Consider the following 15,078-nt stretch of genomic DNA (forward strand, 5'->3'; position numbering starts at 1 on the left):
GGGGGTTGGTCATGGGACCGGCGCGCGTAGGGGCGGGGGCGAAAAGACGCCGAACTTTAAAAATGCCGTGCGGCGGGCCTTAAAACCACGCTACCGTGCCACTCTCTTCTTCGGCGAGGGTGTAAGGCGCATCCATGTTGTCGAGCAGTTTGTGCGAGAGATGCTTGAGGCGAATGCATTCTTTGAGTGGTTCGACATCTACATGGGTTGTGGTTGTCTCGGTGGACAGTTGGGCCAGCACGGCTTGAAGATCTTCGAGGGTCTGTTGCAGACGATCGACCGCCTGAAAACTGCGCTGAACCGAAGGGGAAAGTTTTTTCACATTTTTCAACGTCGGCCCCAGTGCGATTTGAACCTCGGCCGCAAGCATCGTCAGGGACAGAAGTTCGTCCTGAATGCGAGCGTGCAGGGTCGACAACGGTATGGTTGCACTGTTCTTCATCGGTTGGGCACTCACTGTCGTTAAAGGCGGCCGACGATGGCCTCGATTGCGCCTTTGAGATTGGCGGGTTCAAAGGGCTTCTTGACGAAGTTGTTCATGCCGAGCCGTTTGCCCATCTCGATGATTTCGCGATCGGCGCGTCCCGTAATCAGCAGAAATCCCACACCTTTCGTGCGCGGATTGGTGCGCAGGGCGTGGAGCAGTTTCAGCCCGTCCATGCCAGGCATATTGTAGTCGGAAATGACGAGATGCACGGGGGATGCCTGCATCTTGGCCAGCGCGCTCGGTCCGTCGGAGGCGCTTGCGACGTTGCGAATGCCAAAGCCGTCAAGCGCGTTTGTAATCAAGCCACGACTGGTGGACATGTCGTCAACGACCATTACGCGAAGCTGATCTCGAAGTGCCATTTACTTTACCCTTGATACTTGCGCGCTCTGGTCACGCTTGTGCTTTTCTTTGATAGGTGGTGACGCCGACATTGGTGAAGATGGAGAGCGTGTCGTCAGGCAATCGCTCGGAATGCCCGATCATCAACCAGCCGCCATCGGCGAGTTTTGCGGCGAACTTCCGTAAAAGTCGGGCCTGTGTCTGATCGTCGAAGTAGATCATGACATTGCGGCACATGATGAGATCGAATGTGCCCGCCATAGGCCAGTCATTGTGGAGATTGAGCTGACGGAATGTCACCATGTTCCTGACCTGCGGCTTTATCGTGAAAATCTCCCTGTCTCCGGTCGTTTCTCGGTCAAAGAAGACTCTCAATAAATCCCTCGAGATTCCAACGGTTTGCGTATCTGTGTAGGCGCCCGTTTGCGCGAATGCTAGCACCTGTGGGTCGATGTCGGTTGCCAGAATGCGAATATCTTTCTCGGCCAGAGTCATGTCTCTGCCCAGAAGGGTCATAGCGATCGAGTAGGGTTCCTGACCGTTCGAGCATCCCGCCGACCAGATGCGCACACGTTGGCCGCGCGCGAGTTTCGCACATATATGATCGTAGACACCGTTGGCGATGTGGTCGAAATGGTGGCTTTCGCGAAAGAAGTTGGTGACGTTGGTGGTAAGTGCAGAGATGAATTTGCTCATCTCGACGGGGTCATTTTCTTCTTCGAGAAAGTTCATGTAGCTGTCGAATGACGACATGCCCAATGCACGCAGGCGGCGCGTCAAGCGGGACTTGACCATCGGAGCCTTCGAGGCGGTCAGAACGATGCCCGTATGCTTTCGCGACAACTCGACAATGCGCGCGTAGGCCTGCGCGGAGATCTCGTTGTCGATCATGGCTTTCTTTGGGGCAGGTGCCGATTCAATCATCATGCGGCATCCTCGTGCGGCGGGGGCAACACGGCTTCGAGATCAAGGACGCGGATCATACGGTTCTCGACCACCGTGAGTGCGGAGACGAAGGTGCGCGCATCGTCAACGGAGACCTCGGGTGGCGCCTGAAGCTCTTCGTTCGGGATGGCCAGAATGTCGGAGACGGCATCGACCATGAGACCCGCGGTGCGGCCGCCGAGGTCGACGACGATGATGACGTTTCGCGCGTTGTCTTCCTCGTTTTCCAACCCAAGGCGCGCGGCGAGATCCACGATAGGCAGCACTGTTCCGCGCAGGTTGATGACCCCTTTTACGAAGGAGGGCGCATGGGGCAGGGAGGTGGCTTTCGCCGAGCCGCGGATTTCGCGCACCGACATGATATCGACGGAATAATCCTGCCCACCGACGCGGAAGGAGAGGAGTTCGATTGTCGCGCTGTCACTTTGTTTGATGTCATCAGTCATGGCGTTAACCTACAAGTGCGGGAGTGGGGGTGGATTTTCTGGTGCGGCCGGAGGCTTGGGCGACGAGGTCGCCAGGGTCGAGAATGAGCGCGATCTGACCGTCGCCGAGGATGGTGGCCGCAGCAATGCCGGGGATGCGCCCGTAGCTGCCTTCGAGGCCCTTGATGACCACTTGACGCTGGTCTTCTATGGCGTCGACGGCGAGGGCTGCGCGGTTGCCATCCTCCTGACCGATCAGCAGGACAACGCGGCCGACGTAGCTCTCTTCGGGTGCGCGATAGCCAAGTTCCGCGCCGAGATCGAGCAGCGGAACGAAGCCGCCACGGATTTGCACGACATGGCTTTCGGGGCCCAGAGACTTGATGTCGTCTTGGGTAAGGGTAAGGGTTTCGAGGATGGCGTTGAGGGGGACCACGATGGTTTCCTCCTCGACGCGCACCACCATGCCGTCCAGAACCGCGAGGGTGAGCGGCAACGAGATGGAGAAGGTCGTGCCCTTGCCCTCCTGAGAGGAAATGGTGATACGACCGCCGAGGCCCTGAATGGCACTTTTGACCACGTCCATTCCGACGCCGCGGCCCGAAAGGTTGGAGACTTCCGCGGCGGTGGAAAAACCGGGCAGGAACAGGAGGTTGTCGATCTCGCTTTCACTGAGTTGTGCGTCTGGCGGGATGAGACCTTTTTCGATGGCTTTGGCCTTCACCCGTTCGCGGTTGATGCCCGCGCCGTCGTCGGTGATGTCGATGACGATGCGGCCCGAGCGGTGTTGGGCCGAGAGCGTGACGTGGCCCGCCTCGGGTTTGCCGTTTCTGACGCGCTCTTCGGTTGTCTCAAGGCCGTGATCGACGGCGTTGCGGATCATATGGGTGAGCGGGTCGGCCAGCCGTTCGATGACGGTTTTATCGACTTCTGTTGTCTCGCCTATCGTCGTCAGCCGCACCTGTTTGCCCACGGAAGCGGATGCCTCGCGCACGATGCGCCCCATGCGCTGGAACAGGGATTTGATCGGCTGCGCGCGGATCATCATCACCGATTCCTGTATGTCGCGGGTGAGTTGCAGGAACTCTTCGAGGCCCGCGCTGACGGGGGAATTGGGCGGGATATCGGCTTCCGCAACGGATTGTGACAGCATGGCCTGATTGATCACAAGTTCGCCGACGAGGTTCACAAGGCGGTCGATGCGCTCAAGGTCAACGCGCACGGTGGCTTTGGGTTGCGTCGGGGCGGGGGGCTTTGCGGGCGCTTTCTCGATTGTGGCGGGCGCGGTGTCGTCTTTGGCCACTTGTGCGGGGGCTGCGGTCATTACGGTCGCAGGGGCGCTTTCTTCGGGCGCGGAGGGTGTTTCGGGTGGCGCGGCGGGGCGTGGCTCGGCCTCGGCGGAGGGTGCGCTTGGCACAGGTTGGGGGGCGATGGTGGCCGCTGGAGCGGGGGGCTCGTCCGTTTCAAATGCAGAAGGGCCGAAGTCCTCAAATGTCTCGGTCTCGGTCGCCCCCAGAGGTGCAATACTCAACTGGCACAGGCCGTCGACAAACTCGAACACTTCGGTCACCGCCGACCGATCTTCATCGGTAATCACGTCGATGGTCCAACTCAGGTGGCCCGTGTCGGGGTCGAGCGTATCAAGTGTCGGAAGGTCGCCGGTGTGGCAGGTGACATGCACATCGCCCAGATCGCGCAGCGCGCGGAAGAGGTAGAGCGGTTCGTTGCCAGAGGCATAGAGCGCGTGTTCAGGTGTGATTGTGACGCGAAATCCCGTGGCCTTGGTTTCGTCGTTCGTGGGCGCGGTGTCGGGATCGGAGATGTCGTTAAGGTCGGGCAAGTCACCCAGATCGGGCAGGGTGCCCTCTTCCCCCAGATCGAGATCAAGCGAAAGCGTGGCGGGGGTGAAGTCGATTTCTTCCTCTTCCTCCTCTTCGATGCCGACGAGGCGGTCAAGGGTTTCGAGGACGGGGCCCGTGACATCCTCGGAAATCGCCTCCCCGTCGCGCGCGGCACGCACCAGATCGCCAAGCACATCGGCGCAGGTGTAGAAAAGGTGGATGGCTTCGGCATCAGGGGTAAAACGGCCCGCGCGGACCTCGTCCATCGCGGTTTCGAACCGATGCGCAAATTTCACGAGATCGTCGAGGCCGAACGCACCTGCGCCGCCCTTGATCGAGTGCACGGCTCTGAAAACAATGTTGATCGTCTCCGCGTCCGTTGCGCCATCATCCATCATTTGCAGACCATCCTGAAGGCTTTCCAGGAGTTCCTCGCATTCAATGAAGAACGACGCGCGGATTTCTGCCATCGGGTCGGACATGGGGATACCTCTTAGCCAGCAACCATTTGAAGGGCTTTGACCAATTTCGCGGGGTCAAAAGGTTTGACGATCCAGCCTGTTGCGCCCGCGGTGCGGGCCTTGGCCTTGAGCTCATCGGCGCTTTCGGTGGTCAGCACGAGAATGGGAATGCGCTCCCATTTCTTTTCCTTGCGCACCGCGTCGATGAAGCCAAAGCCATCCATGCGCGGCATGTTGATGTCGGTGATGATCACATCGGGTTCGACACTTTCGAGCACTTCGAGACCATGAACGCCGTCCTCGGCGAGGTGGGCGGTAAAGCCCGCCGAGGAGAGGGCGAGGTTCAGCATGTCGCGCATTGTTCGGCTGTCATCGACAGCCAGGACTTCAAGGCTCATTTCCAGGTCTCCGGTTGGGTCATTGTTTCAGGAGAGAAGCCGAACAGGCTCAATAGATCGATGCAGGCATCGCTGGTGTTGGCCAGATGCGTGGTCTTGCCTGCCGCTGCGCGGGTCTTGATCGCGCTGAGAAGGACTTGCAGGGGCAGGGTGCCAAGGTGGCGCACAGCCGCAGCGTCGAGCGTGAGATCGTCGGCATCCTGTGCTTTCAACTGCTCAAGGAGCTGCGGCATCGACTGGTAGTCGAGGCGTTCGGGCAATGTGATCGTGCTCATTGCGCTACTCCCGTCACGACATACATCAAGGTCATATCAAAATCCCGTCACTGGCTGTTCTGGGAACTTGGTGTAACGGGGTGGGAGTTAAGACGAGGTTACACCGCGCAATTTTTGCGCACAAAAAACGCCCCGACCCATCGGTCGAGGCGCTTAGGCCCTTTAAAAAAGGGCGTTTTAAAGCGGAGGACGCGGGCGTGATCGCCCCCCTCGGCGCGGGTGCGATCAGCTCATGACATTGCGCAGATGCGAGGCGCATCCCGTCAGAGCGGCAAAGTCGTCCTCGATGGCGGACACCGAGAAATTCTTCATGAAGCCCGCGAACCGCCCCTTGTCACGGAAGGCATCGGAGAAGCCCAGACGGTCGAGATGAGGCGTGATGGCGCGGGCCACGCCGCCCACGAGGAACACCCCGCCAAACGGCAGGTTGAACAGCGACAGGTTTCCCGCGACGGTGCCGAGGATCTTGGCAAACAGGCGCGCGGTTTCCTCGGCGCGCGGATCGTCACCCGCCTCGACGCTGGCCATGATGTCGGCGGCGGATTTCTCGCGGATGTCGCCTTCTTCGGTGCCCAGAAAGAGGTAAACGCGCTCAAGGCCACGGCCCGACAACACGTCCTCGACAGCGGGGAATCCATGCGCGGTTTCGACGAATTTGCACAGCGCAAGCTCGTGCTCGTTGCGGATCGGCAGGTTGGCGTGACCACATTCGGCGGGGGCGACGAGGCGGCCACCTTCGGTCTCGAAAACGGGCGCGGCGTTAAAGCCTGTGCCAACGCCGATGACCAGCCGCACCGCATTGGGCGAGGGCACGGGCGCGTCGTTGATGATGTGGGTGATGTTCTCCTCGGGGACATAGCCGAGCGCGTGGCCTTGGGCTTGCAGGTCGTTGAGGATCGCCACGTGTTCGGCGCGGGTCGCGCGGCGCAGGGTGTCTTTGTCGATGGCCCAGTCAAGATTGGTCATGGTGCCCACGCCATCGCGCACAGGGCCAGCAACGGCAACACAGGCCCCTTTACAATCCACGTCGCCCTCGTCGCTCACGAACTGGCGCAGGACGCTTTCCAGACCCGCGAACTTGGCATTGGAGTAGCGCCGCACCGTATCGGGAAGAAGCTCCACCCCGTCGGCCAGAGCCACGCGCGTGTTGGTGCCTCCGATGTCGGCCACGAGCGACAGGGTGTTGGCAGGATGTTTGGTCATGACGATCAGTCCTGTGCGAGAATGTCTTTGAGCATGTGATAGGAGGCTTTCGGGGTGCGCTGCAAGGTCTCGAAATCCACATGCACGATGCCGAAGCGCTTTTCGTATCCTTCCGCCCATTCATAGTTGTCGAGCAGCGACCAATAGAAGAACCCTTGAAGGTTGGCACCGTCCTCGATTGCGCGCTTCATCGCGGCGAGGTGGCTTTGGATAAATGCAGCGCGCTCGGGGTCGTTGACCGCGCCGTTGACCACGCGGTCATCCCACGCCATGCCGTTCTCGGTGACATAGAGCGGCAGATCGCCCACATAGCTCTCCGACATGCGCGTGAGGAAATGGTGCAGCCCCTCGGGATAGATTTCCCAGCCCATCTGCGTCGTGGCACGGTGGCCTTGCACGTCGCGTCCGTTCGGCCATGCAGAGGCGGTCTCGTCATGGGCGTGGATGTGGCGGGTATAGTAGTTGACGCCGAGCCAGTCGAGTGGCTGATGGATGTGGGACTTGAGGTCGTCCTTCCAGCCCTTGGGCATATGGGGCGCAAATCCCTCCATGGCTTCGGCGGGGTAGGTGCCCTTGGTGATCGCCTCGATGAACCAACGGTTGAAAATCGCATCGGCGGTGGCGGCGGCCTTTTGATCCTTGGGGTCTTCGGTGGCGGCTTCGCAATAGTCGAAGTTCAGCACGATGCCGAGGTTGTCACGCCCCTTGGCTCGCAGGCGGGTCATGGCTTCGCCGTGGGCCTTGAGTACATGGTGCATGGCGCGAGCGGTGGCGCGGATGTCGCGCAGGCCAGGCGCATGGGCGCCGAGGAAATGCGACAGGAAGGCGACACACCACGGTTCGTTGATCGTGGCGATGGCTTCCATACGGTCGCCGATCTTGGCGTCGATGATCTCCACGTAATCACCGAACCAGTTGTGGATGTCGGGGTTGGTCCAGCCACCCAGATCGGCCAGCGCCGAGGGCATTTCCCAGTGGTAGAGCGTCTGATAGGGCTTCAATCCGCGTTCGAGCAGCGCATCGGTGAGGCGGTCGTAATAGTCCAGCCCCTCCTGATTGACCTGACCACGCCCCTCGGGCAGCACCCGCGCCCAGCTTGTCGAGAAGCGATAGGCGTCGAAATTGCCCGCTTTAAGCAGGTCGAAGTCATCGCCGTAGCGGTGGTATTGGTCACACGCCAGAGCGCCGTCCTCGGCGCGCACCACATTGCCAGGGGTCGCGGAGAAGGTGTCCCAATGGGTCGGCCCCGCGCCGCCGAATTTATGGCCCTCGACCTGATAGGCGGCGGTGGCGGCCCCGAATGTGAAACCTTCGGGGAAATCTTTGCGGGTGAGGGTCATGAGGCTCTCCTTGGCAGTGGCAGTTTCAGGCCCCGTGTCAGCCCCCGTATCGGGGTCTGGTTGCATGGCCCTCGCAGGTCGATGTTTGCGCTACCTTTTTCAGATTCGCCGCCGTTTTGCAACATCAAAGCGCTTTGAGGTGTGGTGCGACCCAGTGGGATTGGGTGGGATTTGAGGGTGGTGTGCAGCGTGCGGGTAGGGGGTGCGGCGGTCTGGCGGAGTGTCTTATCGGGAATACGCGGTCAGACTTATTCCTTGGGCGCGGGGCCAGTGGTTTGGCCGATGATCAACTCGGCCTCCATAAGCACCTGTTTGTGCGGCGTGTCGGGGTTGGCGATCTTTTCCATCAACAGTTCACCGCAGATCCGCCCCGCCTGACGCACCGAGGAGCGGGTTGCGGTGTAGATCGGTTCCTTGTCCCCGTTTCGCAGGTAGGACAGGTCGTCGTCGTGGATGATGAGCGACAGATCGCGGCCCAGTTTCAGACCCATCGTGTCGCAGGCGCGGCGCACGCCGATGCCGACGATCATCGAGGAGGCCAGCACGGCGGTTGGTCGAACGTCGCGTTCCAACATCTCCATCGTGGCGGCATACCCGTAATGTTCGGTCATCTCCGAGGAGTGGCAGAAGTCGGGGTTCTCCTCCAATCCGCGATCTCTCAGGGCCTTGCGGAAACCCTCGCGCCGCTTGGCCGCAAAATCCATTGTTTCCAAACCGTTAAGCAGGCCGATGCGGGTGTGTCCAAGGTCGATCAGGAAGGCCGTGGCACGCTCGAAGGCGCGCGCATTGTTTATGTCGACCCACGAATAGCTCCCCTCTTGCGTGCTGCCAGAGCGGCCATGCACAACAAAGGGCAAGCCGATCTCTTGCAGCAGCGTGATGCGCGGGTCGTTTTGTTTGGGGCCATGCACGATCAGCCCGTCGGTGGACCCCTTGGAGGCGATCTTGCGGTAGGCTTGTGCCTCGCTTTCGTCAGGCACAACGGTCAGATGCATGTCGTAATTCTCGCGCGAGTAGATCTCCGAAGCCCCCGCGACGAAATCGGTAAATACGGGGTTAACCACCTCGTGTTTGGTGGACAGCGGAATCACGTGGCCGACCGCATGGGTGCGTCCCGTTGCCAGTCCGCGCGCCCGTGTGTTGGGGCTGTAATTGAATTTCTCTGCGGCCAGACGAACCTTCTCACGCGTGGCCTCCGACACCTCAGGATAGCCGTTGAGGGCGCGGCTGACAGTGGTCTGGGAAAGGCCGAGGAGTTCAGAAAGTTCTTTGAGATTCATAGGACATGGACCCACTCGATGTGTCCCATGATCATAACGTGCATTTGGATGTGGCGTAAAGGCCCGCCTTAAAATTGACCAAAGGATCAATGGGTGGGCAGCGTAAACGTTTCAGTTGTTTTTTGGAGCAAAATCAATCCGCTTGTGTTGACACTCTCGATCACTTGGCGCACCATTTCGACAGCCAAAGCGCTTTGGGAAAGCTTTGACAGACTCACTTGCTCCCCGAGCGCGCAAGGTGTCACTTGCCCTGTAGCGGGGCTATGAACTGGGAGGTTTATATATGAAAAAGTATCTTTTGACTGGCGCGACCACCGCGATGATCGCGGCGGGTGCGGTGTCTGCGCAGGATCTGTCGGGTGAGGTCATCACCGTTGCAGGTCCGTTCCTGTCGCCTGAATCCGATAACTTCGCTGCTGTGCTCGATATCTTCGAAGAGCGCACAGGTGCGGAAGTGAAATACGTCGGTTCCGACAGCTTCGAGCAGCAGATCGTCATCGACGCCGAAGCGGGCTCCGCCCCCAACATCGCCATCTTCCCGCAGCCCGGTCTCGCCTCCGACATGGCATCGCGCGGCTTCCTGACGCCGCTGCCCGAGGGCACTGACGAGTGGGTGAAAGAGAACTACGCCGCGGGTCAGTCCTGGGTTGATCTCGGCACCTTCAACAATGATGCGGGCGAGACTGACTATTACGGTTTCTTCTTCCGTACCAATGTGAAGTCGCTGGTGTGGTATTCCCCTGAGAACTTCGAGGATGCGGGCTACGACGTGCCTGAAACCATGGAAGATCTCAAGGCGCTGACCGAACAGATCGTGGCGGACGGCGAAACCCCGTGGTGTATCGGTCTGGGGTCTGGAGCGGCGACCGGCTGGCCGGCAACCGACTGGGTTGAGGACTTCATGCTGCGCACGCAGACGCCCGAAGACTATGACGCATGGGTGAGCAACGAGCTGGCCTTCAACGACCCCAAAGTGGTCGAAGCGATCGAAGAATTCGGTTGGTTTGCACGTAACGACGCTTTCGTTGCGGGTGGCACGGATGCCGTGGCGTCCACCGACTTCCGCGACAGCCCCAAAGGTCTCTTCGACAGCCCGCCGCAGTGCTACATGCACCGTCAGGCCTCCTTCATCCCCGCCTTCTTCCCCGAAGGCACGGAAGTTGGTGTTGATGTCGATTTCTTCTACTTCCCCGCTTATGCGGAGAAAGACCTCGGTTCTCCTGTTCTCGGTTCGGGCACGATGTTCACCATCACCAAGCCTTCCGAGGGTGCAAATGCTCTGATGGAATTCCTCAAAGAGCCGATTGCACACGAGACATGGATGGCCAAGAGCGGCTTCCTGACGCCACACAAAGGTGCAAGCCTCGACGCCTACGCGGACGACACCTCGCGTAAACTGGGTGAAATCCTGCTCGGCGCAACCACCTTCCGCTTTGACGGTTCCGACCTGATGCCTGGCGCGATTGGTGCGGGCACCTTCTGGACGGGTATGGTTGACTACACAGGCGGCAAAGATGCTGCGGCTGTGGCTGATGATATCCAAGCGTCCTGGGACGCGCTGAAGTAAGCGATCCTTCGTGATCTTGGGCAATCCGACTGCATGTCGGGTTGCCCATTCGCCTCTCTAAATGTCGCATGTCGTGAGGTGCGAATGTGACGGGTGAGGGGAAATGTGTTAGGTTTTTCGAGTGGTTCGGTTGTTCTTCGCCGCTGGTTGCTTCGGGCTGGTCCCGATCCGACCTGCGCCGAACGACAATCACGCGCAAGGGGCCGCGAAGGTGGCGCCTGTGATGCCGAGGGTCGGGAGGCCCGTGACGCCGAAAAACTGGCGCACGGGGTGATTTGAGTAGGAACCTGCGCCATTGGGGCGCAACTGACGACGGGTCGCGCGGGGGGTATGCCCGCCGGACGACATGAGGGAGGGGCGCCTGATGCATCCAGCACTACAGGGTATTTTTATCATAGGTTTCGGCGTGAGCGCCTGCGTCGGCTATTTCTTTGCCTCGAACCTGCTGCTTGACAAGGTGCTGTTTCCGCCACGTGGGCCCAATGCGGGGCGCAACATCAACCGCGCCAACCTGATCCGCCCGTGGCTTTTCCTGCTGCCAGCGATGATCGTGTTGACCATGTATCTCGCCTATCCCGTATTCGAAACCCTGCGCCTGTCGCTGACCGAGCGGGTGCCCGTTCCAGGTGGTCGGGGCGAAATGAATTACGAATGGGTGGGTCTCGACAACTACCGCCAGATGGCCTCGGAGCAGAAGTTCTGGGAAGCGATGCGCAATAACATGATGTGGCTCATCGTGGTGCCCGCCTTTTCCACGGCGATCGGCCTTCTGGTGGCGCAGCTCACCGACCGTCTCAAATGGGGCAGCCTTGCGAAATCCATGATTTTCATGCCCATGGCGATCTCTTTCGTTGGCGCTGCGGTGATTTTCAAACTGATCTATGACGCGCGTCCCGTGGACCAGTCTCAGATCGGTGCGCTCAATGCGGTCTGGCTGGCCTTTGAGGGCGGTATCTGGTCTGTGCTGATCCTGCGCATTCTGCCCGCGATCCTGCTTGTGGCCTTTGTGATCGGTGTGGGTTGGATTGCCCTGTCTCTGCTGCGGCCTGTGTGGGAGCGTGACAAGCATAAATCGGGCGGGACGGCTGGTTCGATCCTGCGTATCGTGGTGGGTATCATCGCGCTCTGGCTGATCTTGACCGCGTTGCCCAATATTCCCGCGCTCTTTACGGTTCAATACGACTACGGCGAACCGCAGCAATGGCTCACCATTCCCTTCTGGAACAACTTCTTCCTGATGGCGGTGCTGATCTGGATCGAGACGGGCTTTGCCATGGTGATCCTCTCGGCGGCTCTGCGCGGTGTGCCCGAAGATACCATCGAGGCGGCGATCATCGACGGGGCCAACCCGTTCCAGATCTTCTTCAAGATCAAGGTGCCGCAGATCATGGGGACGATCCTCGTTGTCTGGACCACCATCACCATCAAGGTTCTGAAGGTCTTCGACATCGTGTTTGCCATGACCAACGGCCAATGGGAGACACAGGTGCTCGCCAACTACATGTTCGACAAGCTGTTCCGCGCCAATGACTGGGGCGTGGGATCGGCGTCGGCCATCGTCATCATGCTACTCGTCACACCGATCCTTGTTTGGAACGTGTGGAATGCGCGTAAGGAAATGCGCTGAGCGCAGGGGGAGATAAGACCATGGACAATATTGCAGGTTCCAAATCTTCGCTCGGTTGGGCGGTCAACATTTCGGTCGCGTTTCTGGTGCTCTTGTGGCTCTTTCCGACCGTCGGCCTTTTTGTTTCCTCCTTCCGCACGGCGGACCAGATTTCCGGCTCTGGCTGGTGGTCGGCGCTTTCGACGCAGGAGCGTCAGAACCCCGCCATCCGCCTCAGTGGCGAGGAGCAGGAGGTTGACGGCGCCTATGTGATCGAGGGTGACTTGTTCCCCGAAACGGACGCAATCGTGTCCAAATGGGGCACCTCATCGCGCGCACCCGATGCCTATGCACCTGGCGATGTGGCGGAGTTGAGCGACGGCTGGACGCTCACGATGACAGAGGAGGGGGAGTTCACGCTGACCTCGCCCACCTCGCTCGCTGAGGTCAAGCGCCTGCCGCGGGTCTTTACCACGGCCAAGAGCCCGCCGGAGTTCACCTTTGACAACTATGACAAGATGCTCTTCTCGCCCGCCAATTCCGAGAATATGGCCAAGGCGTTCTTCAACACGCTCACTGTGGTGATCCCCTCGACGATCATCCCCATCCTGATCGCGGCCTTCGCGGCCTATGCGCTGGCGTGGATGGACTTCCCTGGCCGTGCGCTTCTGGTGGCTTTCGTCGTGGCGTTGCTCGTTGTGCCGCTGCAACTGGCGCTTATCCCGCTCCTGCGTCTGCACCTCGCTGCAGGGATCGGAAAGGGTTATCTCGGTGTGTGGATGGCGCATACGGGCTTCGGGATGCCGTTGGCGATCTATCTGCTACGGAATTACATGGTGGGCCTTCCCAAAGACATCATCGAGAACGCCCGTGTGGACGGGGCGACGGAGTTCCAGATCTTCCTGAAGATCATCCTGCCGCTCTCTTTCCCCGCGCTCGCCTCCTTTGCGATCTTCCAGTTCCTGTGGACGTGGAACGACCTTCTGGTGGCGCTTGTGTTCCTGATCGACAGCACGGGGGAGACAACTGTGATGACCCGTCAGATCGTGGAGCTTCTTGGTACGCGCGGCGGTAACTGGGAAATCCTTGCCACGGCGGCCTTTGTCTCCATCGCGGTGCCGCTCATGGTCTTCTTCGCCATGCAGAAATACCTCGTGCGCGGCCTGCTCGCTGGCTCCGTCAAATAATAAAGAGAACCGACCGACAATGAACGTTCAAACTGGACACGCTATGACGAAGATCCCCTTCACCAGAGAGCCAGACTGGTGGCGCGGTGCTGTCATTTATCAAATCTACCCGCGCTCCTATCAGGACAGTAACGGTGACGGGATCGGGGATCTGCTCGGCATCGTCCAGCGACTGCCCTATATCGCTTCGCTCGGTGTGGATGCGATCTGGATCTCGCCGTTCTTCACCTCGCCGATGAAGGACTTCGGCTATGACGTGTCCGATTATTGCGACGTTGATCCGATGTTCGGGTCGCTGGCTGATTTTGACGCGGTGATCGAGGCGGCGCATCAATACGGGGTGAAGGTGCTGATCGACCTCGTTCTGTCGCACACCTCCGACCAGCACCCGTGGTTCACCGAGAGCCGTGCCTCCAAGGATAACGCCAAATCCAACTGGTATGTCTGGGCCGATGCCAAGCCTGACGGAACGCCGCCCAACAACTGGCTGTCGATCTTTGGCGGGTCGGCGTGGCAGTGGGATGCAGGGCGGATGCAATATTACCTGCACAACTTCCTGACCTCGCAACCCGACCTCAACTTCCACGAACCGCAGGTGCAGGAGGCGCTTGTTGACGTGGCGCGCTTCTGGCTGGATCGTGGGGTGGACGGGTTCCGCCTCGATACCATCAACTTCTACACTCATGATGCAGAGTTGCGCGACAACCCGCCGCTTGATCCCGCGCGGCGCACGTCCAAAACGGCGCCTGCGGTCAATCCGTACAACTGGCAGGAACATCTCTACGACAAGTCGCGGCCCGAAAACCTTGCCTTCCTGCGCAAGCTGCGCGCGTTGATGGAACCCTATAACGCCGCCGCCGTGGGCGAGGTGGGGGACGAACAGCGCGGGCTGGAGATCCTTGGAGAATACACCTCTGGCAATGACCTTATGCATATGTGCTACGCTTTCGAGCTGCTCTCGGGAGAATGCCCGACCGCTCGGGACGTGGCCGAGATCATGGCAAAGGTCGAGGATGTGGCCGCCGATGGTTGGGCCTGTTGGGCCTATTCCAACCACGATGTCGAGCGTCATATCTCCCGCTGGTCCCTCAACCCTGCCGCCGCGCGCGCCTTTGCCACGCTGATGATGTGCCTGCGCGGCTCGGCCTGTATCTATCAGGGCGAGGAGTTGGGGCTGCCCGAGGCAGATGTGGCTTTCGAAGACCTGCAAGACCCCTATGGCATCGAGTTCTGGCCCGAGTTCAAGGGGCGCGATGGTTGTCGCACGCCGATGGTCTGGGAGCGCACCAACCACAATGGCGGCTTCTCGGATGCCACACAGACATGGTTGCCCGTGGCTCATGAGCACCTGTCGCTTTCAGTTGCGCAATCCGAGGACGAACCGGGGGCGCTTCTTCACCATTATCGCCGCGCCATCGCCTTCCGCCACGCGCATACCGCGCTGCGTCAGGGGACGCAGGAGGGGATGCGGGTCGAGGGCGATTGTCTGATTTTCACACGCGCCATCGGGGCGCAGGGCGACCACGCGGGCGAAGAAATCTACTGCGCCTTCAACCTGTCGGAGGAGCCTGCAACACTGGCGGCTCCCGAGGGGACGTGGCTGGCAATCGGTAGCGAACTGAATTCCGCCTCCCCCATGGAGGACGGCAAAATTCATCTTGGGCCATGGCAGCCCTGCTTGATGCTCAAAGAGCACGGCTGAACGGGAGGGAAGACGACAA

At 60.0% G+C, this 15,078-nt stretch carries 14 protein-coding genes; 4 read left to right on the forward strand and 10 right to left on the reverse strand.

Annotated elements, in window-relative coordinates; translation table 11 throughout:
- Window positions 1-79: 79 nt before the first annotated feature.
- The 10 genes from ACN0SC_RS08345 to ACN0SC_RS08390 all read right to left on the reverse strand — a co-directional run bounded on the left by ACN0SC_RS08345 (window position 80) and on the right by ACN0SC_RS08390 (window position 8,997).
- Window positions 80-442: a hypothetical protein gene (locus ACN0SC_RS08345; RefSeq protein WP_417249202.1), complete on the reverse strand. Its 363-nt coding sequence runs from the start codon at window positions 440-442 to the stop codon at window positions 80-82.
- Between the two features lie 20 nt (window positions 443-462).
- Window positions 463-849, reverse strand: a complete 387-nt coding sequence (locus ACN0SC_RS08350; RefSeq protein WP_417249203.1) for a response regulator — start codon at window positions 847-849, stop codon at window positions 463-465.
- 31 nt (window positions 850-880) lie between these two features.
- The gene (locus ACN0SC_RS08355) at window positions 881-1,756 is read right to left on the reverse strand and encodes a CheR family methyltransferase (protein WP_417249204.1); all 876 of its coding nucleotides are present in this window, start codon (window positions 1,754-1,756) and stop codon (window positions 881-883) included.
- Window positions 1,753-2,220: a chemotaxis protein CheW gene (locus ACN0SC_RS08360; RefSeq protein ID WP_417249205.1), complete on the reverse strand. Its 468-nt coding sequence runs from the start codon at window positions 2,218-2,220 to the stop codon at window positions 1,753-1,755. Before ACN0SC_RS08360 ends, ACN0SC_RS08355 begins: the two co-directional genes overlap by 4 nt.
- Before the next feature lie 4 nt (window positions 2,221-2,224).
- Entirely contained in the window at window positions 2,225-4,522 is a 2,298-nt protein-coding gene (locus ACN0SC_RS08365; protein WP_417249206.1) for a chemotaxis protein CheW, read from the reverse strand.
- An 11-nt stretch (window positions 4,523-4,533) separates the two neighbouring features.
- Window positions 4,534-4,899 carry a response regulator gene (locus ACN0SC_RS08370; RefSeq protein WP_417249207.1) on the reverse strand — a complete coding sequence of 122 codons (366 nt, stop codon included), beginning with the start codon at window positions 4,897-4,899 and terminating at the stop codon, window positions 4,534-4,536.
- Window positions 4,896-5,174 (reverse strand): STAS domain-containing protein, encoded by a 279-nt coding sequence (locus tag ACN0SC_RS08375; RefSeq protein ID WP_417249208.1) that lies wholly within the window; start codon window positions 5,172-5,174, stop codon window positions 4,896-4,898. The genes ACN0SC_RS08370 and ACN0SC_RS08375 overlap by 4 nt, the downstream gene beginning before the upstream one ends.
- Before the next feature lie 225 nt (window positions 5,175-5,399).
- Window positions 5,400-6,377, reverse strand: a complete 978-nt coding sequence (locus ACN0SC_RS08380; RefSeq protein ID WP_417249209.1) for a glucokinase — start codon at window positions 6,375-6,377, stop codon at window positions 5,400-5,402.
- A 5-nt stretch (window positions 6,378-6,382) separates the two neighbouring features.
- Complete coding sequence (locus tag ACN0SC_RS08385) at window positions 6,383-7,717, reverse strand: GH1 family beta-glucosidase (protein ID WP_417249210.1); 1,335 nt, start codon at window positions 7,715-7,717, stop codon at window positions 6,383-6,385.
- A 248-nt stretch (window positions 7,718-7,965) separates the two neighbouring features.
- Complete coding sequence (locus ACN0SC_RS08390) at window positions 7,966-8,997, reverse strand: substrate-binding domain-containing protein (RefSeq protein ID WP_417249211.1); 1,032 nt, start codon at window positions 8,995-8,997, stop codon at window positions 7,966-7,968.
- 283 nt (window positions 8,998-9,280) lie between these two features.
- Here ACN0SC_RS08390 and ACN0SC_RS08395 point away from each other — a divergent pair, with 283 nt between their 5' ends.
- The 4 genes from ACN0SC_RS08395 (at window position 9,281) to ACN0SC_RS08410 (ending at window position 15,059) form a co-directional block, all read left to right on the forward strand.
- Window positions 9,281-10,564 carry an ABC transporter substrate-binding protein gene (locus tag ACN0SC_RS08395; protein WP_417249212.1) on the forward strand — a complete coding sequence of 428 codons (1,284 nt, stop codon included), beginning with the start codon at window positions 9,281-9,283 and terminating at the stop codon, window positions 10,562-10,564.
- Window positions 10,565-10,928: 364 nt separating this feature from the next.
- Window positions 10,929-12,191 carry a carbohydrate ABC transporter permease gene (locus ACN0SC_RS08400; RefSeq protein WP_417249213.1) on the forward strand — a complete coding sequence of 421 codons (1,263 nt, stop codon included), beginning with the start codon at window positions 10,929-10,931 and terminating at the stop codon, window positions 12,189-12,191.
- Between the two features lie 20 nt (window positions 12,192-12,211).
- On the forward strand, window positions 12,212-13,357 hold the full coding sequence (locus ACN0SC_RS08405; protein ID WP_417249214.1) for a carbohydrate ABC transporter permease: 1,146 nt from the start codon (window positions 12,212-12,214) through the stop codon (window positions 13,355-13,357).
- A gap of 43 nt (window positions 13,358-13,400) precedes the next feature.
- The gene (locus tag ACN0SC_RS08410; protein WP_417249215.1) at window positions 13,401-15,059 is read left to right on the forward strand and encodes an alpha-glucosidase; all 1,659 of its coding nucleotides are present in this window, start codon (window positions 13,401-13,403) and stop codon (window positions 15,057-15,059) included.
- Window positions 15,060-15,078: the final 19 nt, after the last annotated feature.

The organism is Celeribacter sp. (assembly GCF_048261515.1).
Classification (GTDB): Bacteria; Pseudomonadota; Alphaproteobacteria; order Rhodobacterales; family Rhodobacteraceae; genus Celeribacter.

Excerpts from the sequence above, each read along its gene's own strand:
- ACN0SC_RS08345 (WP_417249202.1), bottom strand. The coding sequence starts at position 442 with ATGAAGAACAGTGCAACCATACCGTTGTCGACCCTGCACGCTCGCATT.
- ACN0SC_RS08350 (WP_417249203.1), bottom strand. The coding sequence starts at position 849 with ATGGCACTTCGAGATCAGCTTCGCGTAATGGTCGTTGACGACATGTCC.
- ACN0SC_RS08355 (WP_417249204.1), bottom strand. The coding sequence starts at position 1,756 with ATGATGATTGAATCGGCACCTGCCCCAAAGAAAGCCATGATCGACAAC.
- ACN0SC_RS08360 (WP_417249205.1), bottom strand. The coding sequence starts at position 2,220 with ATGACTGATGACATCAAACAAAGTGACAGCGCGACAATCGAACTCCTC.
- ACN0SC_RS08365 (WP_417249206.1), bottom strand. The coding sequence starts at position 4,522 with ATGTCCGACCCGATGGCAGAAATCCGCGCGTCGTTCTTCATTGAATGC.
- ACN0SC_RS08370 (WP_417249207.1), bottom strand. The coding sequence starts at position 4,899 with ATGAGCCTTGAAGTCCTGGCTGTCGATGACAGCCGAACAATGCGCGAC.
- ACN0SC_RS08375 (WP_417249208.1), bottom strand. The coding sequence starts at position 5,174 with ATGAGCACGATCACATTGCCCGAACGCCTCGACTACCAGTCGATGCCG.
- ACN0SC_RS08380 (WP_417249209.1), bottom strand. The coding sequence starts at position 6,377 with ATGACCAAACATCCTGCCAACACCCTGTCGCTCGTGGCCGACATCGGA.
- ACN0SC_RS08385 (WP_417249210.1), bottom strand. The coding sequence starts at position 7,717 with ATGACCCTCACCCGCAAAGATTTCCCCGAAGGTTTCACATTCGGGGCC.
- ACN0SC_RS08390 (WP_417249211.1), bottom strand. The coding sequence starts at position 8,997 with ATGAATCTCAAAGAACTTTCTGAACTCCTCGGCCTTTCCCAGACCACT.
- ACN0SC_RS08395 (WP_417249212.1), top strand. The coding sequence starts at position 9,281 with ATGAAAAAGTATCTTTTGACTGGCGCGACCACCGCGATGATCGCGGCG.
- ACN0SC_RS08400 (WP_417249213.1), top strand. The coding sequence starts at position 10,929 with ATGCATCCAGCACTACAGGGTATTTTTATCATAGGTTTCGGCGTGAGC.
- ACN0SC_RS08405 (WP_417249214.1), top strand. The coding sequence starts at position 12,212 with ATGGACAATATTGCAGGTTCCAAATCTTCGCTCGGTTGGGCGGTCAAC.
- ACN0SC_RS08410 (WP_417249215.1), top strand. The coding sequence starts at position 13,401 with ATGACGAAGATCCCCTTCACCAGAGAGCCAGACTGGTGGCGCGGTGCT.